This window comes from Endozoicomonas sp. ALD040, assembly GCF_049275945.1.
GTDB lineage: Bacteria > Pseudomonadota > Gammaproteobacteria > Pseudomonadales > Endozoicomonadaceae > Endozoicomonas_A.
In genome coordinates this window covers 4508516-4529847 of record NZ_CP184829.1, presented here as the reverse complement: position 1 = coordinate 4529847, position 21332 = coordinate 4508516, and the positions used below count along the sequence as shown (strand labels likewise).

General features: G+C 47.7%; 32 protein-coding genes, 1 tRNA gene and 2 pseudogenes. 27 read left to right on the top strand and 8 right to left on the bottom strand.

Going from position 1 to position 21332, the window contains the following annotated elements; genetic code table 11:
- Positions 1–60: 60 nt before the first annotated feature.
- The 8 genes and pseudogenes from ACOJUN_RS17030 to traN (ACOJUN_RS16995) all read left to right on the top strand — a co-directional run.
- Positions 61–497 (top strand): annotated as a pseudogene (locus ACOJUN_RS17030) (IS1634 family transposase); the annotation flags it as partial.
- Positions 446–835 (top strand): conjugal transfer protein TraN, encoded by a 390-nt coding sequence (traN, locus tag ACOJUN_RS17025; RefSeq protein WP_422133110.1) that lies wholly within the window; start codon positions 446–448, stop codon positions 833–835. The pseudogene ACOJUN_RS17030 and the gene traN (ACOJUN_RS17025), both read left to right, overlap by 52 nt.
- 87 nt (positions 836–922) lie before the next feature.
- Entirely contained in the window at positions 923–1180 is a 258-nt protein-coding gene (locus tag ACOJUN_RS17020; RefSeq protein WP_422133109.1) for a hypothetical protein, read from the top strand.
- Between the two features lie 126 nt (positions 1181–1306).
- Positions 1307–1606: a winged helix-turn-helix domain-containing protein gene (locus ACOJUN_RS17015; protein ID WP_422133108.1), complete on the top strand. Its 300-nt coding sequence runs from the start codon at positions 1307–1309 to the stop codon at positions 1604–1606.
- Positions 1607–1621: 15 nt separating this feature from the next.
- Positions 1622–2227, top strand: coding sequence for a hypothetical protein (locus tag ACOJUN_RS17010; RefSeq protein WP_422133107.1), 606 nt, complete (start codon positions 1622–1624; stop codon positions 2225–2227).
- Positions 2228–2263: 36 nt separating this feature from the next.
- A complete protein-coding gene (gene traL, locus ACOJUN_RS17005; protein ID WP_422133106.1) occupies positions 2264–2665 on the top strand; it encodes a type IV conjugative transfer system protein TraL in 402 nt (133 codons plus the stop codon).
- Positions 2662–2874 (top strand): TraU family protein, encoded by a 213-nt coding sequence (locus ACOJUN_RS17000; RefSeq protein WP_422133105.1) that lies wholly within the window; start codon positions 2662–2664, stop codon positions 2872–2874. The genes traL (ACOJUN_RS17005) and ACOJUN_RS17000 overlap by 4 nt, the downstream gene beginning before the upstream one ends.
- A gap of 426 nt (positions 2875–3300) precedes the next feature.
- Positions 3301–3999 carry a conjugal transfer protein TraN gene (traN, locus tag ACOJUN_RS16995; protein WP_422133104.1) on the top strand — a complete coding sequence of 233 codons (699 nt, stop codon included), beginning with the start codon at positions 3301–3303 and terminating at the stop codon, positions 3997–3999.
- Positions 4000–4016: 17 nt separating this feature from the next.
- Here the strand turns inward: traN (ACOJUN_RS16995) and ACOJUN_RS16990 are convergent, their stop codons facing one another.
- Together ACOJUN_RS16990 and ACOJUN_RS16985 are read right to left on the bottom strand one after the other, a co-directional pair.
- Positions 4017–4319, bottom strand: a complete 303-nt coding sequence (locus ACOJUN_RS16990) for a type II toxin-antitoxin system RelE/ParE family toxin (RefSeq protein WP_422133103.1) — start codon at positions 4317–4319, stop codon at positions 4017–4019.
- A gap of 5 nt (positions 4320–4324) precedes the next feature.
- A complete protein-coding gene (locus ACOJUN_RS16985) occupies positions 4325–4567 on the bottom strand; it encodes a type II toxin-antitoxin system ParD family antitoxin (RefSeq protein WP_422133102.1) in 243 nt (80 codons plus the stop codon).
- Between the two features lie 61 nt (positions 4568–4628).
- On the opposite strand from ACOJUN_RS16985, the gene traL (ACOJUN_RS16980) reads away from it, so the two are divergent.
- From traL (ACOJUN_RS16980) to ACOJUN_RS16970, 3 genes are read left to right on the top strand one after another with little or no spacing between them, the layout of a single operon-like run.
- Positions 4629–4910 (top strand): type IV conjugative transfer system protein TraL, encoded by a 282-nt coding sequence (gene traL, locus ACOJUN_RS16980; RefSeq protein WP_422133101.1) that lies wholly within the window; start codon positions 4629–4631, stop codon positions 4908–4910.
- Positions 4907–5083 (top strand): hypothetical protein, encoded by a 177-nt coding sequence (locus ACOJUN_RS16975; RefSeq protein WP_422133100.1) that lies wholly within the window; start codon positions 4907–4909, stop codon positions 5081–5083. The genes traL (ACOJUN_RS16980) and ACOJUN_RS16975 overlap by 4 nt, the downstream gene beginning before the upstream one ends.
- A 54-nt stretch (positions 5084–5137) precedes the next feature.
- On the top strand, positions 5138–5584 hold the full coding sequence (locus tag ACOJUN_RS16970; protein WP_422133099.1) for a hypothetical protein: 447 nt from the start codon (positions 5138–5140) through the stop codon (positions 5582–5584).
- A gap of 134 nt (positions 5585–5718) precedes the next feature.
- On the opposite strand, the gene ACOJUN_RS16965 is transcribed toward ACOJUN_RS16970, so the two are convergent.
- Together ACOJUN_RS16965 and ACOJUN_RS16960 are read right to left on the bottom strand one after the other, a co-directional pair.
- Positions 5719–6291, bottom strand: a complete 573-nt coding sequence (locus tag ACOJUN_RS16965) for a PIN domain-containing protein (RefSeq protein WP_422133098.1) — start codon at positions 6289–6291, stop codon at positions 5719–5721.
- A complete protein-coding gene (locus ACOJUN_RS16960; RefSeq protein WP_257279627.1) occupies positions 6291–6749 on the bottom strand; it encodes a helix-turn-helix domain-containing protein in 459 nt (152 codons plus the stop codon). Before ACOJUN_RS16960 ends, ACOJUN_RS16965 begins: the two co-directional genes overlap by 1 nt.
- A 116-nt stretch (positions 6750–6865) precedes the next feature.
- On the opposite strand from ACOJUN_RS16960, the gene traL (ACOJUN_RS16955) reads away from it, so the two are divergent.
- From traL (ACOJUN_RS16955) to ACOJUN_RS16905, 11 genes and pseudogenes are all read left to right on the top strand, one after another.
- Positions 6866–7147, top strand: coding sequence for a type IV conjugative transfer system protein TraL (gene traL, locus ACOJUN_RS16955; RefSeq protein WP_422133097.1), 282 nt, complete (start codon positions 6866–6868; stop codon positions 7145–7147).
- Entirely contained in the window at positions 7144–7698 is a 555-nt protein-coding gene (locus tag ACOJUN_RS16950) for a TraE/TraK family type IV conjugative transfer system protein (protein ID WP_422133096.1), read from the top strand. The genes traL (ACOJUN_RS16955) and ACOJUN_RS16950 overlap by 4 nt, the downstream gene beginning before the upstream one ends.
- A 26-nt stretch (positions 7699–7724) precedes the next feature.
- Complete coding sequence (locus ACOJUN_RS16945) at positions 7725–8228, top strand: hypothetical protein (protein WP_422133095.1); 504 nt, start codon at positions 7725–7727, stop codon at positions 8226–8228.
- Between the two features lie 97 nt (positions 8229–8325).
- A pseudogene (locus ACOJUN_RS16940) lies at positions 8326–8967 on the top strand (TraB/VirB10 family protein); the annotation flags it as partial.
- 18 nt (positions 8968–8985) lie between these two features.
- Positions 8986–9381 (top strand): TraV family lipoprotein, encoded by a 396-nt coding sequence (locus ACOJUN_RS16935; protein ID WP_422133094.1) that lies wholly within the window; start codon positions 8986–8988, stop codon positions 9379–9381.
- A gap of 14 nt (positions 9382–9395) precedes the next feature.
- Positions 9396–9734: a TraA family conjugative transfer protein gene (traA, locus tag ACOJUN_RS16930; protein ID WP_422133093.1), complete on the top strand. Its 339-nt coding sequence runs from the start codon at positions 9396–9398 to the stop codon at positions 9732–9734.
- Between the two features lie 2 nt (positions 9735–9736).
- Positions 9737–10933 (top strand): TraI domain-containing protein, encoded by a 1197-nt coding sequence (locus ACOJUN_RS16925; protein WP_422133092.1) that lies wholly within the window; start codon positions 9737–9739, stop codon positions 10931–10933.
- On the top strand, positions 10923–11840 hold the full coding sequence (locus ACOJUN_RS16920) for a type IV secretion system DNA-binding domain-containing protein (RefSeq protein ID WP_422133091.1): 918 nt from the start codon (positions 10923–10925) through the stop codon (positions 11838–11840). The genes ACOJUN_RS16925 and ACOJUN_RS16920 overlap by 11 nt, the downstream gene beginning before the upstream one ends.
- Positions 11841–11924: 84 nt before the next feature.
- Positions 11925–12368, top strand: a complete 444-nt coding sequence (traF, locus tag ACOJUN_RS16915) for a conjugal transfer protein TraF (protein WP_422133090.1) — start codon at positions 11925–11927, stop codon at positions 12366–12368.
- A complete protein-coding gene (gene traF / locus ACOJUN_RS16910) occupies positions 12322–12840 on the top strand; it encodes a conjugal transfer protein TraF (RefSeq protein WP_422133089.1) in 519 nt (172 codons plus the stop codon). Before traF (ACOJUN_RS16915) ends, traF (ACOJUN_RS16910) begins: the two co-directional genes overlap by 47 nt.
- Positions 12821–13072, top strand: a complete 252-nt coding sequence (locus ACOJUN_RS16905; protein ID WP_422133088.1) for a helix-turn-helix transcriptional regulator — start codon at positions 12821–12823, stop codon at positions 13070–13072. The genes traF (ACOJUN_RS16910) and ACOJUN_RS16905 overlap by 20 nt, the downstream gene beginning before the upstream one ends.
- A 69-nt stretch (positions 13073–13141) precedes the next feature.
- Here ACOJUN_RS16905 and ACOJUN_RS16900 read toward each other — a convergent pair.
- The 3 genes from ACOJUN_RS16900 to ACOJUN_RS16890 all read right to left on the bottom strand — a co-directional run bounded on the left by ACOJUN_RS16900 (position 13142) and on the right by ACOJUN_RS16890 (position 14578).
- A tRNA-Arg gene (locus ACOJUN_RS16900) sits at positions 13142–13218 on the bottom strand.
- 127 nt (positions 13219–13345) lie between these two features.
- Entirely contained in the window at positions 13346–13555 is a 210-nt protein-coding gene (locus ACOJUN_RS16895; RefSeq protein WP_422133087.1) for a hypothetical protein, read from the bottom strand.
- A 117-nt stretch (positions 13556–13672) separates the two neighbouring features.
- Positions 13673–14578, bottom strand: a complete 906-nt coding sequence (locus ACOJUN_RS16890) for a multidrug DMT transporter permease (protein ID WP_422133086.1) — start codon at positions 14576–14578, stop codon at positions 13673–13675.
- 249 nt (positions 14579–14827) lie between these two features.
- Here ACOJUN_RS16890 and ACOJUN_RS16885 point away from each other — a divergent pair, with 249 nt between their 5' ends.
- From ACOJUN_RS16885 to ACOJUN_RS16875, 3 genes are all read left to right on the top strand, one after another.
- The gene (locus tag ACOJUN_RS16885) at positions 14828–15550 is read left to right on the top strand and encodes an MlaA family lipoprotein (protein ID WP_422133085.1); all 723 of its coding nucleotides are present in this window, start codon (positions 14828–14830) and stop codon (positions 15548–15550) included.
- A gap of 295 nt (positions 15551–15845) precedes the next feature.
- Entirely contained in the window at positions 15846–17018 is a 1173-nt protein-coding gene (locus ACOJUN_RS16880; protein ID WP_422133084.1) for a response regulator, read from the top strand.
- A complete protein-coding gene (locus tag ACOJUN_RS16875; protein WP_422133083.1) occupies positions 17019–17612 on the top strand; it encodes an STAS domain-containing protein in 594 nt (197 codons plus the stop codon). It abuts the gene before it with no gap.
- A gap of 63 nt (positions 17613–17675) precedes the next feature.
- On the opposite strand, the gene dusA is transcribed toward ACOJUN_RS16875, so the two are convergent.
- Positions 17676–18689 (bottom strand): tRNA dihydrouridine(20/20a) synthase DusA, encoded by a 1014-nt coding sequence (gene dusA, locus ACOJUN_RS16870; RefSeq protein WP_422133082.1) that lies wholly within the window; start codon positions 18687–18689, stop codon positions 17676–17678.
- Positions 18690–19129: 440 nt separating this feature from the next.
- Here dusA and ACOJUN_RS16865 point away from each other — a divergent pair, with 440 nt between their 5' ends.
- Both ACOJUN_RS16865 and ACOJUN_RS16860 read left to right on the top strand, forming a co-directional pair.
- Positions 19130–19321 carry a hypothetical protein gene (locus ACOJUN_RS16865; protein WP_422133081.1) on the top strand — a complete coding sequence of 64 codons (192 nt, stop codon included), beginning with the start codon at positions 19130–19132 and terminating at the stop codon, positions 19319–19321.
- Positions 19322–19550: 229 nt separating this feature from the next.
- A complete protein-coding gene (locus tag ACOJUN_RS16860; protein ID WP_422133080.1) occupies positions 19551–21245 on the top strand; it encodes a hypothetical protein in 1695 nt (564 codons plus the stop codon).
- Positions 21246–21332 lie beyond the last annotated feature (87 nt).

The following is a 21332-nucleotide window of genomic DNA, read 5'->3' as shown; positions in this document are numbered from 1 at the left end:
TTCATGTGGATGGAGTCTATGAAAGTCATGACAATCCAGACGACTTGAACTGTATTCATATTGGGTTGTTTTATCCTTAGCACCAATGAACTGGATCAAGATAGTTTGAATGCCACTGGGCTGCTGTCTACCTATAAGTCACAACAACAGGTTGAAGGTAGCTTTCGGTTCCTGAAGAGCCCGGACTTTCTGGTCACTTCACTCTATCTGAAGAAAGCGGAACTTGAATCCCTGTTAATGGTGATGACTCTGTGCCTGATGGTCTACACTGCTATCCAGCACAGAGTAAGGCAGGAACTGAAAAAGCAGAGTCGTGTATTACCAGAGCAGAAAAAAAGCCCTGCCAGAATCCAACAGCGAGACAGGTATTCTTCTGTTTCCAGAGGATTAGTGTATTAACGGTCAATAATCAGGAGAAACATGTGGTTAGCTTGAAGGAAAGGCAGTGGACGATCATTCAAATTTTGGGCATTTTTTACGAGTTTATGTATTCCTGACGGTGGTGAAAGGCGCCACCAATCTACTGTTCAGAACAGTTGGTGACAACCTGGCTTCTCAGGGCGGTCAGCTGAGCCAACAAACCCTGATTATGAACCTGGCCATCACCTCAGCGATCAGCGTCGTCACCACGATCTATACGGCATACACCATGACCAAACTAATTATCCAGATCACCAACAAATGTGAAGCCGAAGAATTTGAATTGGCCGCCAAACGGGAGATGAAAACCTGCCATCAAGTCGGCAGTTACAGGAAAAGCAAGTTTTTGGGATTGAGCAGCATGGAGTACAACAGCTATTGCTGTTTCAGTTTACCCCTCTCCCGCATCTTGTAAGTACAGACCAGGAAGCTGCCGAACACTGGATGTGGCTCTGCCGAACACTCCGATTGCCAGGGTATAACGCCTGAAACTCTGCAAGCTGTGAACTGGAACCAGATTGACCTTAGCGAGTGGCTGGCATTGTTAAAATTGCAAAACAAACTGCCAGAGTTGAATGCTGATACATTGAAACAGTTGAATCTGGAAACTCTGACGGGCAAAGGGTCAAGGCTGGATTTCGACCAGCAGCGGGAGGACAGTCGAAAACGATTGGAAACCCGATTTCATGGGTTTCGACCTGAACAACTCAACTTGTATCAAGAACAAAAAACCAGCTCTAACCGCCACTCAAAACCATAGATTGATTTATAAATATCATGAAATGGTATATATTTACCACATATTGGTAACATAATATATTACATCATGTTCATTTTGAAAGGCATTCTACGAGCGGAAAGTCAGGAAAAAATCCTGATATATCTAATGCTTCGCAGCTCCGGTTATGGCAAGGCCATTGCCGAATTTTACGGAATTTCCTCAAACTCCGTGCAAAAGCAGCTTGCCCGGCTCGAAGAAGATGGTGTTTTGGTGAGCTACCTGATTGGCAAGCTCAGAGAATATCAGTTTAACCCCCGATATCCTTTCCTGTCGCCATTGAAAGAACTGCTTAAGTCGGCCCTGTCGGCCTATCCGGACTCCATGATCCAGAACCTCACCATGACCAGAACCCGTCCCAGAGCAGCAGGCAAACCAACTATTGCTATCCGACCAAGGGATCATTAATTTCAGAATTAAATCATGACAGATTTTAGTAGCACGCCCATTGTTGAACTGGCAGCCATTGTCGCCAATCATCTTAAGCAGCATGGCATTCGGGTGGTTTTGGTGGGTGGTTTAGCCGTTGAAATTTACAGTGAAAACCTATACCTGACCAAAGATATTGATATGGTTAACACCAGCTACGACGCCTCAGAATCGCTGAAAACCGCAATGGCTGAATTAGGATTTTTTAAACAAGGCCGCGTGTTTGTCAATGAGTCAACGCAGATTTGTGTTGAGTTTCCTTCTGCACCTCTCGCTATTGGAAACCAGATTATTGAAGAAACCACTGTCGCTCATTCAAAACAAGGCGACATACCCATTTTGCATGCCTCCGATGTAATTAAAGATCGACTTCTGGCTTATTTTCACTGGCAAGACCGCCCCTCTCTGGTACAGGCACTGGCCATTATGATTAACTATGAAATTATTCCGGATGAACTCAAAGTTTTCTGTGACGCAGAAGGTGAGCCGGATCAATATGAAGTTATTGTCCAGCTTCATGAAACTGCCAAAAAGCAACAATTAAGCTCCATGCTGGAACTGGAATCTCTGGTGCAAGAGGAATTCCTGAAGCACCTGTAGCACAAGACCTTTCCCAATCCTGACAGGAAGAACCAGATGGAAATCCCCTCCACCATCAACGACCCCATCCAGTTCCTGTTCTGGTCTCTGGATGAAATCTACCCCGTAGCCATGGGCCTGATTTGGGGTATCTGGTTTGACCAGCTGCTTCTGGGCTGGATGGCGATTCGTGTTTATCGACGGTTTCGGGATCGTCACCCTGACGGTCACCTGAGCCATCGACTTTACTGGCTGGGCTTTTATTTTGTAGAAGCCAGAACCTTGCCCAACCCTTATGTTCGGGTCTTTACCCTTCCCGAAAATGACCATTCAAGACTCTCTGCGTCGTTTGAAGCAATAGCGTCAGCAGCTCTGTGTGGACAGGCTGATGCTGCTGGTACTGGTGCTGACGAATGCACTGCTGCTGATCGACTGCCTGAGTCGCAAACCGGCTGTTGAAGACTGGTCTTGGCAGAAAAACCATAGGAGAAGAGGTCCAGTGCCACAGCCTTATCATTCCCTGGTTCCTCAAAAGCGAGTATAAAATGAGCATGTTCTGGCCTGAGCCGGAAAAGCAGAAAGCACACTGGATCGGAGCTTCAGCCGCAGCATGGGGAATGCATCGTCACCCATTGGCTAAAGACGACGCTATGTATCTGCTTTGGTAGTATCGGGATTGTTGCCAGACCGTCAGCCAATGACAATACGTGCCTGCTACAAGCTGCTGGGTCGATTGTTAGCTTTCTGCTTTCACACTGCAATGGCAGAAACCAACTCAGGAAGCCATTCGCATATTTGAGCAACATACCCGCTCAACCTGGCTCCATCAGATCGACCAGCAATATGATGCTATAACACGAAACCCTCAATCTGTTACCAACCAGCTACCAAATCTGATGATGGAAAAACCTTCAGATGCTCCGATTTAGGCAAAAGCTGGGACAAGCTCACAGAAAAGCTATGGTCGACACCGGCTGAAGTTCACACTCAGACTGCCACTACCAGACCCATCACCGGTGAGCTGTCACAGGAAGCGCGCTCTTTATCTCAGGACACGATGCTCGGAAATATGCAGCAACAACTGATGCAAAAAAATGACGGAAGTCGTCTATAAAATTCTGGGCGAGGATGCCATCAATCTACTGTTCCGAACGGTTGGTGACAACCCGGCTTCTCAGGACGGTCAGCTGAGCCAACAAACCCTGATTATGAACCCGGCCATCACCTCAGCGATCAGCGTCGTCACCATAATCTACACAGCTTACACCATGACCAAACTGATTATTCAGATCACCAATAAATGTGAAACCGAAGAATTTGAATTGGCCATTAAAAGTGAGATGAAAACCTGCCATAAAGTCGGCATTTACAGGGAAAGCAAGTTCCTGGGATTGAGCAGCATGGAGTACAACAGCTATTGCTGTTTCAGTTCACCCCTTTCCCGCATCATGCAAGTACAGATCAGAAAGCAGCTGAACACTGGATGGGGCTCTGCCAAACATCCCGATTGCTCGGGTATAACGCCTGAAACTCTGCATTCAGTGGACTGGAACCAGATTGATCTTAGCGAGTGGCTGGCATTGTTAAAATTGCAAAACAAACTGCCAGAGTTGAATGCTGATACATTGAAACAGTTGAATCTGGAAACTCTGACGGGCAAAGGGTCAAGGCTGGATTTCGACCAGCACCAGGAGGACAGTCGAAAACGATTGGAAGCCCGATACGACAGTATTACCCCATCAGAACTCAACCACTATCAAAACACCAAAACTATAAATCTTCGACAACAGTGAGCATTTCCCAGGATCGATCAGTACTTTTGTGATTGAAAATCCATCGATTGGTGAAGCACTCTGATAATTAATACGCCATTCACCGTTTCTCTGAAGAAAACGATATGAGCCTTCACAGGGTATGATTTGAGCCCTTTTCTGAGGTCATCCCGGCATCGAGCAAAGCCCGGTGTTTCAGCCAGTCGTTGAAAGGTATCAAAAAGATTTCGGATATACAGATCAGCCTGCTCTTCTCCAAACTCACTCACGGTATAGTCATATATGCCCTCCAAATCCTGTCGTGCACGGGGCTTGAACAAGTACTGCTTGTATGGGGGCATAAGGGTTACCGTTTTTTCATTTGGGAAAGGAACTTTTCAACTTCAAGATCAACCGGTTCACCACTGTTGTCACCTTCGTCAATCATTGCCCTCAATTGCTCCAGGCTTGAGGAAGCTTTCTGTTCTCTCAGGTTTCTTAACGCCTCACGCACCACTTCACTGACGGATGAGTACGCACCGGAATCGACCAGCTGTTGAGCATAGCCCTGAAGTTCATCTCCAAGGCTGATGGTTAATGTTCGAGCCATATTGCACCTCCTGTAAGAATATGTCTTACAGAGTATAGGCGGTAAATGAGTCGAAAGCATCATGGAAATCCCCCGCACCATCAACGACCCCATCCAGTTCCTGTTCTGGTCTCTGGATGAAATCTACCCCATAGCCGTGGGCCTGATCTGGGGTATCTGGTTTGACCAGCTGCTACTGGGCATGTTTCTGGGCTGGATGGCGATCCGTGTCTATCGACGGTTCCGGGACCGTCACCCTGACGGCCACCTGAGCCACCGGCTTTACTGGCTGGGCTTTTATTTTGTGAAAGCCAGAACCTTGCCCAACCCTTATGTTCGGGTCTTTTACCCTTCCCGAAAATGACCATTCAAGACTATCTGGGTCGTTTGAAGCAATGCCGTCAGCAGCTCTGTGTGGACAGGCTGATGTTGCTGGTACTGGTGCTGACGAATGCACTGCTGCTGATCCACTGCCTGAGTCGCAAACCGGCTGTTGAGTTGAGCTTGCCGTTTATGGATGGACAGGTTGGAATTTAGTCCAGAGCAGCTTCTCGGGTTTATTACGAGTGGTGGGGGCTGTCTCTGGCTGAATTGCTGGGCGCTCAAAAAGGACAACCGGGTAATGCATTTACCCAGTTCATCCTGAATCACATGGTCGCAGGAATAGTTGAAATTGATTCACCCTCAATGCCACATAGCCAGACTGTCATTACTCTGCTCAGAGCCCTGCAAAAAGAGTTGCGCAAAAAATATCTGTTGAATATTGCCAGCTATCTTATTCTGCTTGTCCCAAAGGGAACAGCAAAGCTAAAGGCTCAGGTTATCCACTGCGGTGACTGTCGTCTGGGTACCCGGCATGATGATGGAAACATTATCTGTCAAACCAGTGTGCATACTGATGCCAACTCTGAAGGTCTCTGGTTTTCAGAAAGTAGCTGTTCAAAACCCGAACGACATATCCTGACTCGTAGTCTGAATGCACGACACTTTCACACGCCTGAGATGATGCAAGCTGTCTTGAAATTTCAAAGCAGATAAACTTTTCTACGCAGAACAGTGATTGTCAAAACCTTTGGGTTATGTGAAAGCTATAAACCCATCTGGCTCCAATGTACTGATCACTCCCACAGTGCTGGCTCCATCAGTAATCTTGTGAGTTTACTGTTTTCCTCTTACAAAACGAGCTTCATTGACTCTAGCCAAGTGACCGTTTCCGACAACCTTTGCTTTCTTGGCCTGCTCAGATATTCATCAACCGTCAATGATGGTTTTTTTAAAGCAACTCTCGCTGAGCGGATCACGCCAATGACTTCTGCCGGATGCAGATCAATCAGATCATGAATAAAGCTGTCAGGATGAATAGCCTGAAGTTCATATGGGGTAAGGGCTTCATCAGGAAAGTCTTTCAGGTTATAAGTCACTATGACATCGGCATTAGCGACAATTGCCGCTGCAACAACATGCCGGTCATCCTGATCTGGTAGTTGAACTGAATCAATCAAGTGCTCAAAACCTTCAACCACTGCATCCCGGACATGAGCGTTCATCAGCTGTCGGGTTTTATTGAGGTAATTCTCATCAATGTCTGGACGATTGGCTTTCAGATTGCGAGTCCACTCATCATGAATTTTGTCTGTCCACTTGGCGCGAAAAGTGTCTGTTATCGCCAACCTTAACAACACGTCTCTTAACACCGAAGGATAAAGAACACAGGCATCAAAAACAGCAGTAAATTGAGAAGCCATTAATACTCCGGATCGTTCATCTGGGAGAGGGATGACAACTCATCCAAAGCTGAGAGTCGTTTAGCATCTATAGCTGCTTTGTAATCCATTAAATCCTGATACCGGACTCTGCGATGCCGACCAACCTTGTGGTGAGGGATTTCCCCCTCATCCAGCATTCTGACCAGATAAGGCCGGGAAACATTGAGAATATCAGCGGCTTCCTGAGTGGTCAGTTCCGCATGGATCGGGATGATTTTTACCGCATTGCCCTGTCCAAGTTGCGCCAGAATATCAACCAGCAGGCTCAACGCTCTGGTTGGAATCGACAACGCATGCTTTTCCCCATCCTTAGAGCTGATATCAATTTGCTGAGATTTAGCACCCGTCTCAAGAAAGGCTGAAATTTCCCGGCTGCACTCTTGTGCAATCGCAATCTCTTCAGCAGTAGGCAGAGTCAGTTTGTCTTTTGTAGTCATAGGTATTCCCTGATCGAATATTTACTAAGTTTTTTCCTTAACTGCAGTTTAATCGAAACAAACGAAATAGCAATAAACGAAATATTCGAACAAACCCGAACATTCTGAGAGACATCATGGAAATCCCCCGCACCATAAACGACCCCATCCAGTTCCTGTTCTGGTCTCTGGATGAAATCTACCCCGTAGCCGTGGGTCTCATCTGGGGTATCTGGTTTGACCAGCTGCTTCTGGGCATGCTCCTGGGCTGGATGGCGATTCGTGTCTATCGACGATTTCGGGACCATCACCCTGACGGCCACCTGAGCCATCGGCTTTACTGGCTGGGCTTTTATTTTGTAAAAGCCAGAACCTTGCCCAACCCTTATGTTCGGGTCTTTTACCCTTCCCGAAAATGACCATTCAAAACTATCTGCGTCGTCTGAAGCAATGGCGTCAGCAGCTCTGTATGGACAGGCTGATGTTGCTGGTACTGGTGCTGACGAATGCACTGCTGCTGATCCACTGCCTGAGTCGCAAACCGGCTGTTGAGTTGAGCTTGCCGTTTATGGATGGACAGGTTGGAATTCAGTCTGGTGGAGCATCACGGGTCTATTACGAATGGTGGGGGCTGTCTCTGGCTGAATTGCTGGGCAATCTCAATCCGCAGAATCTGTCGTTTGTTGAGTCCAGGCTGCAAAGTCTGCTTTCACCCAATCTGCACCGGCAAGTCCATGAAATATTGAATCGGCAGTTCCACCAGTTACGGGAAGACAATGTTTCCCTGAGCTTTGAGCCATTGCAGCTTGACTTTGATGAAAACACTCATGAGGTCAGAGTGACGGGGAACAGTGTTCTCTCATCGGGCCATCAACGCCTGTCTGGGCAGAAAACCTTTACCTTTCAGTTCAGTCTGACCCGTTATCGCCCTGTGCTTGCTGTTATTCAGATTGAATCTGATCTCAAGTAACCCTTCCTTTATTCAGAGATTCCTCGATGAACAAAACGCTTTTTGTTGCTGTCTGTTTTTACTGTTCATTGACTCTGGCAGCTGCACCAGTCAAGTTGCAGGTATCACCGGGTCAACAGCAACCCGTAACCCTGAGTCGTCTACACCTGAATCGAATTGTCACGCCTTTTGCGGCTCCCCAGATTCGAACCATTGATCAGGCTGATATTCGGATTGAAGGTTCAGTGATCTATCTCTCTTCGCAACAAGAAGAACCTTTTGTCGTGTACATCACCCCTCATGACAATGAGACTCATGCCCTTTCTTTGCTGGTAACGCCACTGGATGTGCCTCCTAAAGAAATTCAGCTGTCACTATCAAAACCATGGCAGCAAAAAATCAACCATAACAAGGCATTAGCAAAACGATTCGAAGAAGCCTCGGACTATCAGCAGGCTATCACGGAAGTGCTTGCTGCGCTGGTGAATATTGCAGTGGAATCAGTACAGTCAATCACCAACAACCCAATACAACGAAACAGATTACTATGACACACCTCCTCAACCACCCAGACCTATCCGGGTATTAGGAACTACGAACCCTCAGGCAGTCACCCTAAATTCAAAACCAGAGGATAAACCAAAGCTTTTACGCTTACCGGCCGGAAGCCTGCTATCCGGCCAGTTAATTACCGGGCTGGATGTTCCAACAGGACAAGGGGCAAGACGTGAACCTTATCCTGTCCTAATCCGCATCAAAGCTTCTGCCATTTTGCCCAATCGCTATCGCACTAACGTCAGGGAATGCTTTGTTCTGGCATCGGGCTACGGCGACCTGAGTTCCGAGCGGGCTTATCTTCGCAGTGAAACCCTGTCGTGCATCCTCAAATACAACGATAAGGAAGAAGTGATTGAACGACCTCTAGAAGGTTATATCGCCGGAGAAGATGGCAAAGCCGGATTACGTGGCAGGCTGGTCAGTAAACAGGGGCAGGTTATGGCCAAGGCGGCTATGGCAGGCTTTCTCAGCGGTATCAGTGAGGCCTTTGATACCAAACCCGTCCCAGTCTTGTCTGTAATCCCCAACCAGAACGGCCAGATTCAGTCTCCTTTTCAGTCTGGCTTAAAGGGCAGCCAAGCTCTGCAAAGCTCTTTGATTAAGGGCAGTAACAAAGCATTGGAAAAGCTGGCAGATTTTTACCTGCAGCTGGCTGACCAGATGGTGCCCGTCATTGAAATCAGCGCCGAACGTAAGGTGGACCTGATTCTCACCCGTGGTCTTAAGAACTAATCTTTCGAGGCTTTTTCTATGTGTAAACACGATACCAGAGCATTGCTTCTGATGGTTTCGCTGGTACCTGTTATTCAGGGCTGCTCACTGTTTGGTGTTGGTGAAGCTGAGTATGCCTGCCCGGAACCCGGCAAAGGCGTATGTAAATCGGCAAGACAGGTCTATCAGGATACCGGTTCAACGTCTGCTGAAAACCTGTTTTCTTCAGCTCCCAAAAACTATTCAGAACCCGATCTTCGTTTTGTAACGCCCGAAGCCATACCCAACCGCACACCCGCTCAAATCCTGAAAATCTGGATTGCACCCTGGGTTGACAAGCAGGGCAACTGGCACAGCGGCGGAGTTGTGATGACCGATATCGCACCAAGAGACTGGCAGTCTGCCATTCCCGTCTATTTACCGTCTAATGATTAATGGAGTCACTGAATATGTATCTACTGCTTGCTGATAGACCACAACTTGTTATGAAGCTGCAGAAACTGATGGTGTCGCTGGCACCTCTGATCATTCTTTCTCTACTGCCACAGGAGCTGCAGGCAGCCAATCCTGTCAATGTGACAGGTTCCACTGACTTTGCGGAAATTTATGGTCGTTTGGTGGGTTGGATCAAGGGAGACCTGGGGCGAACACTATCTATCTCTTTTGTCCTGATCGGACTGGCCTACGGCATGGCTCGAAACTCATTAATCGGTTTTGCTACCGGTGTGGGGGCCGCTGTCGGATTGCAGGTCACTCCCACCATTATTAATTCCATTTTCGGGCTTTAACCATGTTCACCTCAAAGGCTTTAGCCATTATCAATCACTGGTTACACCCGCATCACGCTGATGAAAAAATCCTATTACCAATCAATCTTCCAGAAGCTGATCAGCCTATACAACCAGGTTCAGGTTGCGCTGGGTATCAGGTAGGCACAGGAACTATCCTGCATCAGCAACAACAGCTTGTGGAACAGGTAAACGAACAGCTGAATTTGCCAGCAGGCCTTCAGCGCTTGTTTGACCAGACACTGGATAATCTCACCCACTGGCTCCATCTCTTACCTGCTCACCCTCAGCACCACTGTGAACCAGCAGGTGCGATACGCCATGCTCTGGAAACGGCCTTCTGGTCCGTCACAGCTATGCAGCAGATACACAGAGACCACGACTTGTATCCAGATCAACGCAGAGCGAGGGAACCGCTATGGCGGTTAATGGCAGGGATCGCCGGACTTTTATATGACAGTGGGAGAATGACCTCTTGTCTTGTTGTTCAAACATCATCCGCAGAGCAATCAGCAGAGCAATGGCCAGCGTTCCAGCAACCTCTTGGAAGCTGGTTGCAACAACACCGCATTAGCCATTACTCACCCCATTGGAAACAGTGTGATACCGATCCCAGGAAACCATTAGGACCAGAATATACGGCCATCAATCTGTTACTTTTGCCGCTGCTGACTCCTCAGGCATTCCGCAATGCCCTGCAACCCGACAACAGTAATGGTGCTCTCTGGCAGACTTTTATCGGTGCGCTTACCGGACAAAAAAGCGGCCATGGCGTATCGCAAATCATCGATGCCGTTGAGCTGGCACGTCTGAAAAGCATCAAATTGCATTTCGAAAATGGGGAGGCGCTTAACCAGATCACAAAACCGTCCAAAACTGAGGATCAGCCAACAGAGGAAAAGGATAATGAACTCGGTTGGCTTGAGCTGGTTATAGGTAACCTCCACGCAGAGGATATCAAATGGGCGAAAGACAGCCTTCTGCTGCCTTGGCCTGATGCAGTCAAATCCAGGGAAACTCCAGAACCAGATATCCTGCTCAAACAATGGAACCAGAGAGGTTGGATCAGACCTGTTGGCAATCAGATTATTTTTCGACGTAATGGCCGACTGGTCATTGCTCTGCAACCTGTCATTTCCGAACAGTGCAAACAATGGTTGCCAACAAAAAACATCACGGGGACACAGCATGATCAGTGATCGCCCATATCTGCAAAACTGGCGACCCATTTATGAGTTGAGTTCTTCTGCCGTATGGTTCTCCGCCATGATTACAGCCTATACCTTGTCGTTTTTCAGTTCACTGCCACTGATTGGTTTTGTCCTGACCTCTGCTTCCTGCGGAGTCATGATGTTCATTCGGCTGAGACAGGCTTTGCCAAGATGGCAACAGCATCGGCGGCTTAAGGGGAAAAAGCTGGCTCTGTTAAAACTAACGGAAAAAAAATGCCATTCATTGCAAACAAAGAATCAGGAGCAAGGCGTCTGGTTAGGCTGGGGCTTTGAATGGCAACGACACCACGGGCAAAGAGCCTGGGACCTATTACGAAGTGATAACCTGCCAGCCAAATCAGAAAAAAACATGGGAGCAGGCTGGATTCACGGTATGGAAGAACATGAGAAGCCGTTATATCAACCTCTTGAGCAGGCTCAGATGCATACCATGGTGATCGGTGTCCCGGGCAGCGGTAAAACCCGACTCTTTGATTTGTTGGTGACACAAGCCGTATTACGCAATGAGCCCGTTATTATCGTCGACCCAAAAGGCGGCCATGATCTTGCTAGCCATACCCTCAGAAGTTGCGAGCTTTCAGGCAATCAATATCGGTTTATGAAGTTCCATCCGGGCTTTCCTGCAAATTCCATTCGTATCAACCTGCTACAGAATTTCAACCGTTCCAGCGAGCTGGCTAGCCGGATTTCTGGATTGATGCCTTCCGGTGGTGATAATGCGCCATTTCAGGCTTTTGCCCAATTAGAAGAAACCGGAGACTTGTTTCCGCTGCAACTGCTTGGTGAACTGCCCAATCTGGAATACGTTGCACGATTGGGCGGCGGACGTTTATTGAAAGGCAGAATCCCGATTCTTTGCTCGCCAAAATCCTGAACATCCGATTCCATCTTTCTTATGACAACATCTCAAAAACAAGCCAGTCCATTCGCAATCTGGTGTTTCGGGCTTGGCCTGATATTGCTCTGGCTTGCTTTTTCTGGGATGGTGGACAGCCAACTGGCAGAAGAAAGCCTGATGCCCTTCGTTCTGCTATTAGTCGGAATATGTTCAGTGACTGTTTCAGCCGAACAACAATGGTTTAGCCGCCACTCTGAAGGCTGGTTCTGGTATGAGCAGATTGCCGAGCCAGAAACCGACGAAAATGAAGCCAACGATCCAAACGAAAGACACCAGCCACTCACAACCGCATGGATCAGAAATAACATCGGTCTATACCTGGACAAAGCCATCGACCTTCCGAGCAAAGAAAACGTGAGTAACTACCTCTATCTCGACAGGCTGATAAAAGAAAAAGCAGAACGGTTTGCCTATGTTGGTAAACAAATCATCGAAAGCGACCCCATGCTGGATGAAAATGTCCCGTCGACCAATCTCTCCGGCAGCGGCAAAAATCAAAGATGATATGGCTCATAAGGCCAGGGAAATTATTTTGAGAAAAGTTGCCCGGATAGCCGGCCTGGTTTTCTACTACCAGGGCAGCTGCAGACTCTGCCATATTCAGGCCAGGACAGTGCAGCTCCTGAGCATGGAATACGACTTTGAACTGATCACCATCTCTACCGATGGACAGTTGATACCAGCATTCCCAAACAGTCGAATAGAAAGGTCGCCACCTGCATCTCTGAACATTGCCACATACCCTGCCCTGTTTCTTATGCAGCCTCCCGACAACATCGTTCTTATACGACAAGGCTCCACATCTTTGACTGCCCTGACGGAACGTATTGTTGATGTTGCCTATCAACAAGGCTGGATCAATAAAAGCGAGTACCAGAAAACCAGAATCACCAATGAAGTCTGGAGTGACAGTTTGCTACCTGAAAATATAAACCTGTTCAATAAAGGTGAACTCAATGAACCACCATACCGTTAAAGAACTCTCACCTGCCGTCCTGAATACAGCACAAGCAACAAAGTACATCGGCCTGTCAAAATCTGAATTGGATAAAGCAAGGATTTCGGGAGAACTTTGCGGGGAAGCTCCCCCAAAATTTTTCAGGGTGGGCAAAAAATTAGTCAGGTATCGGGTAGAAGATCTGGACAACTGGTTGAACAATCAAAAAAGCTATGAAAGTCTGGCTCAGCAATATTCTGACAATGTGTAATGCATCCGACCTATTGACGACCCATCACAAGGATAAAAAAGGCTCAAAATCTGGAGCCTTTACTCTATCTGGCGCTCCCTGGAGGATTCGAACCTCCGACCTGCCCCTTAGGAGGGGGCCGCGCTATCCAGCTGTGCCAAGGGAGCATAGAAAAGCCAGCGGGCAGATCGTTCCGGCTGGCTGACTTTCATTTTAACGAATCGATGAAATTTTTCCAAGAATTAAAGTCGTTCTGAGCACTGTCTTAAGATAAATCCCTGTCGGCGAAATCAGTCAGTTGCTTTTGTCGTTCAGATGACTCTGGTCACTCAGTGCTGATTCAAGTTTACTCTCGAAAGCGAGCAGTTTATCTGCCACTCTGGCACTGTCCACCCTTAGCTCACCCGCAAGGTAAGCTTTTCTCAGAGCCAGTAACCGTGCCTCATTACGACAATTGGGTAAACTGCTGCGAGTCTCGGTTTCGTTCTTTCGGCTATCGTCCATGATTCCTCCTGATTGCTAAGCACCTGATAGTCTCACAAGATATTTTCAGCTTCCAGTGCCAAAACATGGCTTTTTTACCATTCAGGTTTCATGCCAGATTCATTTACTTATGCATCGTCAGATACTTACCAGAATCAAGCCGAAAACGATGAATCCGGTGCCCCACCATTTTTGTGTCGACCCCCTCTCTCCTAGCAGAAAAACACCCATCAAAACACCTACAGGAATGCTGGTTTGTCGCAAAGCCACAATCAGACTGACATTGTCAGCAAATGCCATGGCGGCCAGTACAATGCTGTAAGTAGAGAACATCGCCACTCCTGTAAAAAACAGAGTGCCCCGATGAGATGCAAACAACTGTGCGATTTCCCTTCGCTGCTTCTGAAAAGGAAATGTGAAAAGCACCAGCCAGAGGCAGGTTGTGATGGCCTGAAGAATCAAATAGAGCAGAGCACTTTTGAAGGCCACCCCTTCGACGGGCCACAGTACTCTCATCAACATAAGAGCCTGACTGTCGACCACAGAATATCCTGTAATACCTACAGCAGCCATTACTGCAAAGGCCGTTGCAGAATTGAGGTAATGAGACCAGCTTATATCACTCCAGTGCCACAATGGCAGGATGATACAGCCTGAAACAATCAGGCTGAATGCCAGCCATTTATCCGATGAGAACTCCGCTCCCCAACCTAATAAACCGATAACCGGTGGAACCAGAAGAACAGGCAGGGCTCGGGAGACCGGATACATCAACGACATATCACCAAAACGGTATGATTGGCCCAAACCCAGGTAGTAGATGGCCTGAAACAGACCACTCAGAATCAACAAATGCCAAATTTCCCGGGAAATTTCTCCCAACCAGTCGATATAGAAAAGCAACAGAGGCACAAAAGCCAGCATCCCCATTATTACGGACAGGGTAAAGCTGGCTCCTGAAGGCCTGACTTTTTTGCCAAGACAATTCCAGCCGGCGTGCATGAAAGATGAAACGAGTACGAGAATAATTGCCAGGTTGTCCAAACGTATACTCCTTAGCTGGCATGGTCAGAAAATATCCTTAACGGACACCGTAAAATAGGTGCAGGCTCGCGGTTTTGGCAGATTCACAGGAAGATTGAAAGATTTTTATACATTTTTCAGATTTTTGAATCCTTAAAAGATCAATATCCGTATGAATTATTTCACTCATCTGTGAAATGATTCAAACTATAACTCTACACACAATGATTTGGGCTAGTTTCTAACAACAAGGAAAGCGAGGACAGGAACGTGAGACGCGCACTGGCTGCAAACCTGAAAAATACTCTAAAAAATATGGTTAAATTAATACCCACTCTGCTACTGGCAGGGTATATCTCGACTGCCGGTGCTGCTGTTGTCTCCTACGACGACCCTTGGGAGCGAGCGAATCGTGCAATCTTTTCATTCAATCATACGCTGGACGACTATACCCTGAGGCCAGTGGCCAGAGGGTATGATGCAGTGACTCCCAAACCTATTCAGCAGCTGGTCACTAACTTCTTCTCAAACCTCGGCGAGATCCGTAATGCTGCCAATGCTTTGTTACAGTTTAAAGGCGGTGAGGCATTGGCTTCAGTTGGTCGCTTCGGCATTAACTCTACGATAGGTATGCTGGGACTGGTTGATGTCGCCACCCCACTGGGGATTGAACAGCAATATGAAGACTTTGGCCTGACGCTTGCTCACTGGGGCAGTCCGTCGGGCCCTTATATTGTACTGCCGTTTCTCGGGCCCAGAACACTCAGATCCGGTATCGGCTTATTGCCAGACTCCATGTTGAACCTTCAGGGACAATTTGAGCCAGAACGGAATCAATGGGTTGTAAGAGGAGTGGACATTGTCAGCACCCGTTCCTCCCTGCTCAGCGCTGAAGATTTGATTGTGGGTGATAGCTATACCTTTGTTCGGGATGCCTATCTGCAACGCCGTGAATACCTGATTACAGGTCAGCTGCCAGAAGACGACTTCTGACAGGTAGTACCTCTTCAAATGCCTTGAATCAGGCTCCTAACCCACTGATTCGAGGCATAATTGGCCAATTCTGCCTCGATATAATCCGACGATCAGACCAGAAAAAACGGAACCTCAGCTCCGGATAGATTTCCTTGCTTTACCTTCCCTCAGCTTGCAGCAAGGCCGGGTTGAGAGTATGTTTCATCACAGACAAATCAATAATGGTTTAAGGTCAGATGCACTCTGTTTTCCTTGACGTAGATTTTCCTGACAAAGGTTTGGACAGATCTCTCCAGCAGGCAGGATTATAAATATGACCAGCAGGACCATCCTGGTCATTGATGATGACACAATTGTCAGAGAAAGCATCGTAGCCTATCTCGAAGACAGCGGATTCAATATTCTTCAGGCAGAAAATGGTGAGCAGGGGCTGGCTGTATTCAAAGAGACCTCCCCGGATCTGATTCTCTGTGACCTTCGGATGCCGAAGATGGATGGACTGGCAGTGCTTCGAAACGTCCGGGAGATGTCTCCGGATACACCCTTTATTGTGGTTTCCGGTGCCGGTGTCATGACCGATGTCGTTCAGGCATTACGCCTGGGTGCCAGTGATTACATCATCAAGCCTATCGTCGATCTGGAAGTTCTTGAGTACGCCATTAACCGTGCTCTTGAAAATGCTCAGCTGATACTTGAAAACCGCCGCTACCGTGAAAGCCTTGAAGAGGCCATTCACTCACTGGAAAACAACCTGCACCTGCTGCAGGAGGACCAGAAGGCCGGTCGCCAGGTTCAGATGAAGATGCTGCCTCAGGAACCCCTGATTTTTGAAAATTTCAAGGTCGACCACCGGATCATCCCGTCTCTCTACCTCAGTGGCGACTTTGTTGACTACTTCGTCCTGAACGAGCACAGTTTTGCCTTCTACCTGGCTGATGTCTCCGGCCATGGTGCTTCTTCGGCCTTTATCACGGTATTACTGAAACACATGTCCATGAACCTGCTCAAGGAATATCAGTCTCATGGTGGACGGGTCAGGGTCAAACCTTCCCATGTGCTCAACTTCCTCAACCGTAGCCTTCTCGAAACCGGCCTGGGTAAACATGTTGCGGTCTTTGGCGGTGTTGTCGACACCCGTGATAAAAAGCTGACTTATGCCTTTGGCGGTCACTACCCTCTGCCCATTCTTTCCACGCCGGAAGAGACCCGCTGTATTGAAGGCCGGGGGTTGCCCGTAGGGCTATTTGAAGACGCTACTTTTGAAGATGTCACCATTGACTTGCCCGAGCAATTTACCTTGACTATCCTGTCCGACGGTATTCTGGAGGTACTGCCACAGCAGACACTTCAGGAGAAGGAAGACTACTTGTTGTCTGTTATTAAAGAGGGAGCCGTCACCGTATCGGCGCTGACAGAAAAGCTGGGGCTAGAAACCATGAAAGCCATTCCAGATGACGTTGCCCTGCTGATCCTGGCTCGAGACTGAATGACTACTGGAAAGATACTGTTCGCAAAAAGCGATGGCACTTATATTCTGAAACTGGTGGGAGAAGTACGGCTAACCCTCTGTGCTTCTCTTGAAAAGATGCTTAGCAAGCCTGATTTCACCTCTGTCATTATTGACCTGACCGACACTGACACCATCGACAGCACCTCTCTGGGCCTCCTGGCCAAATTGTCGATTCAAACCAAAAAAAATCTGGGGCTGGTGCCAGTTATTATTTCTACTAAAGATGACATCACCCGAATTCTCCTGAGTATGGGGTTTGACAGAGTGTTTGTGATAGTCAGGGAGCTGGAAGGCTATGAAAAACTGAACCTGAATCTGAACATGCATGACATTGCCTGCGATGGAAATCTGGAGCAGTCCAGTCAGGCCAGGAAAGTTCTGGACGCCCATAAGGTATTAATGAGTCTGAGCGAAGAAAACCGGGAAACCTTCAGTGGACTGGTGAAGCAGCTTGAGCAGATTCAAACCAATGGCCCTGATGAAGACAAAAATCAAGACGAAAATAAACATCGAGATAAAAACAAAAATCAAGATGATGAAGATGAACAGGAAGACAAAAACAGGAGCTGAAGATCAATTCCAAAGAGAAGGTTTCAGCTCAACGTCGCTTACCACTGGGACTTTTTTACTATCTCAGGCCGCATCCTGTGCTCTTTCCCTCAGACTTTCAACCTGCTTGACTGCTTCAAGCAGCACCTCTGGCCCCGCGCCATTTTTATGAGCATTTTCGCTGATATAACGACGGAACTTACGAGCTCCAGGCTGCCCCTGGTAAAGACCCAGCATATGACGGGTTATGTGACTCAGGAATGCGCCCTTTGCCAGCTCGGATTCAATGTAAGGCAGCATTCTCTCAACAACCTGATGACGCTCGATCACCGGTTTGCCGGTACCATATAGACGATTATCGACTTCAGCCATCAGATAGGGATTATGATAAGCCTCCCTGCCCAACATAACACCATCCACATGCTCCATATGCTGTTCAATCTCGGCAAAGGTTCCTATGCCGCCATTGATGGTAATTTCCAGTTGCGGGAAATCTTTTTTCAGCTGATAAACCAACTCAGGCTTTAGAGGAGGAATATCACGATTTTCCTTGGGAGACAGACCCTCAAGAATTGCGATACGCGCGTGCACAATAAATGTTTCGCAACCGGCTTCAGCCACTTTTCCGACAAAATCCACCAGCTCCTCGTAAGAATCACGACCGTTTATGCCAACCCTGTGCTTCACTGTTACCGGAATATCCACCGCCTGTTTCATGGCTTTGACCCCTTCCGCAACTGTCTCGGGTTCTGCCATGAGGCAGGCACCAATGCGACCATTCTGAACCCTGTCACTGGGACAACCCACGTTCAGGTTGATCTCCTGGTATCCGGACTGTTCTGCGTACTGGGCTGACCGGGCAAGATGTTGAGGGTCATGACCACCCACCTGAAGGGCCAGTGGATACTCTTCAGGATTGTGCCTGAGAAAACGGTCTTTATCGCCAAATACCAGAGCCCCGGTGGTCACCATTTCGGTATAAAGCAGAGAGTGCTCCGACAGCAAACGGTGAAAGTAACGGCAATGTCTGTCCGTTAATGCCATCATGGGGGCAACGGAAAACTTACGGTCCAGGGGTTTGGGCTGAGTCACTGGCATAATGATTTTCAAAATTAGAGAACGGATAATGATATAACAGAAAGCCCATTTCGGCAGTAAAGATCACTCACTATCGACTGTGGGATAGCATCACCCGCATAAGTAATTTGCCCCGCTCATTCCAGAGCATCCCCATTTTCAACTGAATTTGTCAGCGTTAACCGCGAGAGCCTGCATCCAGATGATGCCGTCAAAAAAATACCACACGTCAAAAGAGTGACAGTCGAAAAGAAATCCGATACCTTAGTCTTTACAGCTGAAGAACACAGACAGAATGTTTCAGGGCTGCAAATCTCAATAGCTTTAAGGCTTAACAGGAATACTTTCAGATCGGAGAAAATAAAAATACTGCGTTCATCGACAACTGATTAAACAATTTACCGCTTTAAATCTTTCCCGTTTTAAAGTCTTAAAAAACAGCATCGTAAAGGAAGACGATCATGTATAATCCAGGACTCGACAACAAACGGTTATTTGAGGACGCTACCCACCCTGGTGGCGAAATAGACGACATCCGTTATCCGGAATACCTTATCTCCCTCCAATCAAACAGCAATCAGGAACCTCTGGCCTGTAATGGCTACACCTCCGATCCCCTCTACCAGGCAAATAAGTACCTGCCGCAGGTTTGACAACGCGAAATACTCTGGAAAACGAGGCAGTATCGTTTTCCAGAGATGCACGAAAAAATCAACCTTCTACTCTTCCAATTCGACAAAACCGGCCTGGACAAGAAACTGAAAGCTTTGGGTTATACCGGTAGCTCAAGTGTCGATACATATACTGAGAAAATCGCCAAACGCCGGGCTCAGGCCTTTAATATCGGGTAGCTGAAAGATTGGAATTGCCAGGGAAGGCAGAATGCACATTTTAAGCAGCGTTTATAATGGATTGACCGGATTTGCCCGAACCGTCAAGGATAATGTGGTTTCCCGTTTCCGGGGAAAAAAGACCGAAGTAGTCAAACATCCTGTTCGTAAAATGACCGGAAAAAAAACCAGTGGCTCTGATTACCGGCAACGCCCTGTTATCAGTAAAGGCTACCTTCTGGCCAAAAAGCTTTCCGATCAGTCACTGTCTGCCCACATGGTCTCCGGTGTTGAACTCCCTCCCCGCTTTCCATACGTTGAAACACCGAAAGAAAACCAAACTTTTCCTGAACCTTCGTCACGAGCCAGAAGAATCCTGACAGCCCTTATGCCGGGCAATAACGCAGTGCCAGAAGACTCAAACATATCTTTCAAGCAAGCCAAAAGGTTGCAAATCCGAAGGTTGCGTAAGGGTCTGCAAACCATTAGAAGAGAAACCGGGATGGATGTCTCAATTCGCGACTTTGATCATCAGGCAGCCAAGCTCACAGATTTTCTAACAGGTAATGGCGCCACTCCAGATTATCAAGACATAAAATTCTTCTGCGACACTGTCATAAGCGTCATGGAAAAAGCAGACTCACTGCCTCATCTTATCAAACTGGCGGTGACCGAATACATGTTTGTGCTTTCAGATCTGGGACAGGCTGCTCAGCTCAAGACACTGGAAAAAAGGCAGCAACTGGCTAAGCGATTCTTACCAGGCCAGGATGGCTTCAGAGCTCACTGTCTGCGGCGAAACGTAGATCCGGACTCGGTCCTGAACCTGCACGACCTCAAACAGTTTCAGGGAAAACTGATGGGTTGGCAGGACCGACTAGGGCACCGCCATCAGGGGCTGGTTGAAAGTCTGGAACTCAGTAGCATGGAAGCATTGACCGAGAGACTGAAAGCGGAACTGGAGATTTTCATCGATAAAATTGAGGGTGTTGCTCCCGAACCCGAAAAAACAGCAACGAAATTCAACCATGATCAGATGCAGGCAGAAGTCATGAGACTTTATGCCCAACACGGTGTCGGGGATTTACCCGACCGACAACCAAACCCTATGTTGACATCTGCAGCTGAGCAACATCCTGTTTTGCAAAGTGCGACCCAATATCAGGTTCAACCTTCCGGAAAACTTCAAAACCATTCTGTGACGCCACTTGAAAAAGCCCGGTTACATCATTGGGTATTTGAGCAGCAATTAGCCGATGTAAGAGCCAACCATGAGCTGGATACACCGGAGCAGGTGTTCAATATCCCCACCTATCCTCTGCCGACACTGGTATTGAGAAACAGCAGGGGAGCACGAATAGACTCAGACTTTATGAAAAAGCCTGAGCTTGATGAAACAGCCTTTACAATGCATGTCGTTCATTGTGAAACGGAGGATGTCAGACAAATCGATCAGGCTCTTCTGAATACTCCGGGATTTGCAAGCAAAGAAGTTCTGGATCGGTTCAAGGAAACAATGAATAGCTTCACACGCCAGTGCTATCAATATGCCATTGGTACCTCACTACCGAGTAAAGTCTTCTCGGAAAATGACACGCATCTCATCAATGACTCCCGTCAGCGCATCAACAGTGCCATGGAAACTCTACTGGCAAACCCCGAGGCCGACACGACAACTGCCTTTCACTACCTGAGGATGCAGGAAGCGGTTCTGGAAAACTTCCTTAAGATGAACGGCGTGAGCTGACGCTGTTAAATCTTCATGGCGTAAAGCAGATTGCCGTGATATAAGACGCGTTTCAGCCGCCTGAGCCAGCATCCACTAAAGCGACTT

Excerpts from the sequence above, each read along its gene's own strand:
- ACOJUN_RS17015 (WP_422133108.1), top strand. The coding sequence starts at position 1,307 with ATGCTTCGCAGCTCCGGTTATGGCAAGGCCATTGCCGAATTTTACGGA.
- ACOJUN_RS17010 (WP_422133107.1), top strand. The coding sequence starts at position 1,622 with ATGACAGATTTTAGTAGCACGCCCATTGTTGAACTGGCAGCCATTGTC.
- traL (WP_422133106.1), top strand. The coding sequence starts at position 2,264 with ATGGAAATCCCCTCCACCATCAACGACCCCATCCAGTTCCTGTTCTGG.
- traN (WP_422133104.1), top strand. The coding sequence starts at position 3,301 with ATGACGGAAGTCGTCTATAAAATTCTGGGCGAGGATGCCATCAATCTA.
- ACOJUN_RS16990 (WP_422133103.1), bottom strand. The coding sequence starts at position 4,319 with ATGCCCCCATACAAGCAGTACTTGTTCAAGCCCCGTGCACGACAGGAT.
- ACOJUN_RS16985 (WP_422133102.1), bottom strand. The coding sequence starts at position 4,567 with ATGGCTCGAACATTAACCATCAGCCTTGGAGATGAACTTCAGGGCTAT.
- traL (WP_422133101.1), top strand. The coding sequence starts at position 4,629 with ATGGAAATCCCCCGCACCATCAACGACCCCATCCAGTTCCTGTTCTGG.
- ACOJUN_RS16975 (WP_422133100.1), top strand. The coding sequence starts at position 4,907 with ATGACCATTCAAGACTATCTGGGTCGTTTGAAGCAATGCCGTCAGCAG.
- ACOJUN_RS16965 (WP_422133098.1), bottom strand. The coding sequence starts at position 6,291 with ATGGCTTCTCAATTTACTGCTGTTTTTGATGCCTGTGTTCTTTATCCT.
- ACOJUN_RS16960 (WP_257279627.1), bottom strand. The coding sequence starts at position 6,749 with ATGACTACAAAAGACAAACTGACTCTGCCTACTGCTGAAGAGATTGCG.
- traL (WP_422133097.1), top strand. The coding sequence starts at position 6,866 with ATGGAAATCCCCCGCACCATAAACGACCCCATCCAGTTCCTGTTCTGG.
- ACOJUN_RS16950 (WP_422133096.1), top strand. The coding sequence starts at position 7,144 with ATGACCATTCAAAACTATCTGCGTCGTCTGAAGCAATGGCGTCAGCAG.
- ACOJUN_RS16945 (WP_422133095.1), top strand. The coding sequence starts at position 7,725 with ATGAACAAAACGCTTTTTGTTGCTGTCTGTTTTTACTGTTCATTGACT.
- ACOJUN_RS16935 (WP_422133094.1), top strand. The coding sequence starts at position 8,986 with ATGTGTAAACACGATACCAGAGCATTGCTTCTGATGGTTTCGCTGGTA.
- traA (WP_422133093.1), top strand. The coding sequence starts at position 9,396 with ATGTATCTACTGCTTGCTGATAGACCACAACTTGTTATGAAGCTGCAG.
- ACOJUN_RS16925 (WP_422133092.1), top strand. The coding sequence starts at position 9,737 with ATGTTCACCTCAAAGGCTTTAGCCATTATCAATCACTGGTTACACCCG.
- ACOJUN_RS16920 (WP_422133091.1), top strand. The coding sequence starts at position 10,923 with ATGATCAGTGATCGCCCATATCTGCAAAACTGGCGACCCATTTATGAG.
- traF (WP_422133089.1), top strand. The coding sequence starts at position 12,322 with ATGTCCCGTCGACCAATCTCTCCGGCAGCGGCAAAAATCAAAGATGAT.
- ACOJUN_RS16905 (WP_422133088.1), top strand. The coding sequence starts at position 12,821 with ATGAACCACCATACCGTTAAAGAACTCTCACCTGCCGTCCTGAATACA.
- ACOJUN_RS16895 (WP_422133087.1), bottom strand. The coding sequence starts at position 13,555 with ATGGACGATAGCCGAAAGAACGAAACCGAGACTCGCAGCAGTTTACCC.
- ACOJUN_RS16880 (WP_422133084.1), top strand. The coding sequence starts at position 15,846 with ATGACCAGCAGGACCATCCTGGTCATTGATGATGACACAATTGTCAGA.
- ACOJUN_RS16875 (WP_422133083.1), top strand. The coding sequence starts at position 17,019 with ATGACTACTGGAAAGATACTGTTCGCAAAAAGCGATGGCACTTATATT.
- dusA (WP_422133082.1), bottom strand. The coding sequence starts at position 18,689 with ATGCCAGTGACTCAGCCCAAACCCCTGGACCGTAAGTTTTCCGTTGCC.
- ACOJUN_RS16865 (WP_422133081.1), top strand. The coding sequence starts at position 19,130 with ATGTATAATCCAGGACTCGACAACAAACGGTTATTTGAGGACGCTACC.
- ACOJUN_RS16860 (WP_422133080.1), top strand. The coding sequence starts at position 19,551 with ATGCACATTTTAAGCAGCGTTTATAATGGATTGACCGGATTTGCCCGA.